Raw genomic sequence first — 769 nt, forward strand, 5'->3', positions numbered from 1 at the left:
GCAGGGCCGTCAGCGCGCTTGGGCCGTAGTCGGTACCTTCGGGGATAACTTCGATGCCGCCGCAATCCGCGCAGCAGAGCCGCTGGGGTTGCAGCAGGACGCGCTCGAGCGCTTGCGCGAGCTTGGTATCCTACTGAACTATAACGGCTATGGCGCGACGGTGGCGGATCTGCATTTTCCGCCCGATGCATTATTCGCGCGTTTGCGGCCCTATGCCGACCCGCTCGAGTTCGTGCGTTGCGACGAGGCTTTCGAGGCCTTGCGAACCGGCTACGCTGACGACATGACGCGCGCGCGTGCCATGAGCCCGGAACACCAGAGTGCGACCCATCTATTGATGGTGCTCCCGGCTGCCCCCTGGGCACGCCGGGTCGGGGGTGTGTTTGCCAACGAACTGGCGCAGCAGGCGCCGAGTCGAGCGCATGCCCTGCTGACCCAGCTTGAGCAAGGCGGCTTTGTGGTCAGTGTGCGGGCGCCGATCAACCGTCCGGATGGCGCCGATGCGCTCTGCCGCCAGTTTGAGACCGGCGGCGGTCGCAAGGCAGCGGCCGGTATCAACCAATTGTCCGACAGTGACTATCCGCGTTTCGTCGAGGCCTTCTTGGCGGCCTTTGGCGAGGATTGAGCGGGCTGGCGTTGATGCCGGTTGCAGGGTTCGACTAACCTGAGATCACCGGCTTTGGCCCGATGAGCTGGTCTGTTGCGCGATCCGGTCGCGGCAGTGCAGCCAGACCTCGCCACGACCTGAACCACAGTAGTGCCCGAGTAG

1 pseudogene is annotated in these 769 nt (G+C 64.8%); it reads left to right on the plus strand.

The features are described 5' to 3' along the window. Positions 1–625: pseudogene (locus VBE63_RS30765) on the plus strand (acetyltransferase); the annotation flags it as partial. Positions 626–769: the final 144 nt, after the last annotated feature.

The organism is Lamprobacter sp., from assembly GCF_034860625.1.
GTDB lineage: Bacteria > Pseudomonadota > Gammaproteobacteria > Chromatiales > Chromatiaceae > Lamprobacter.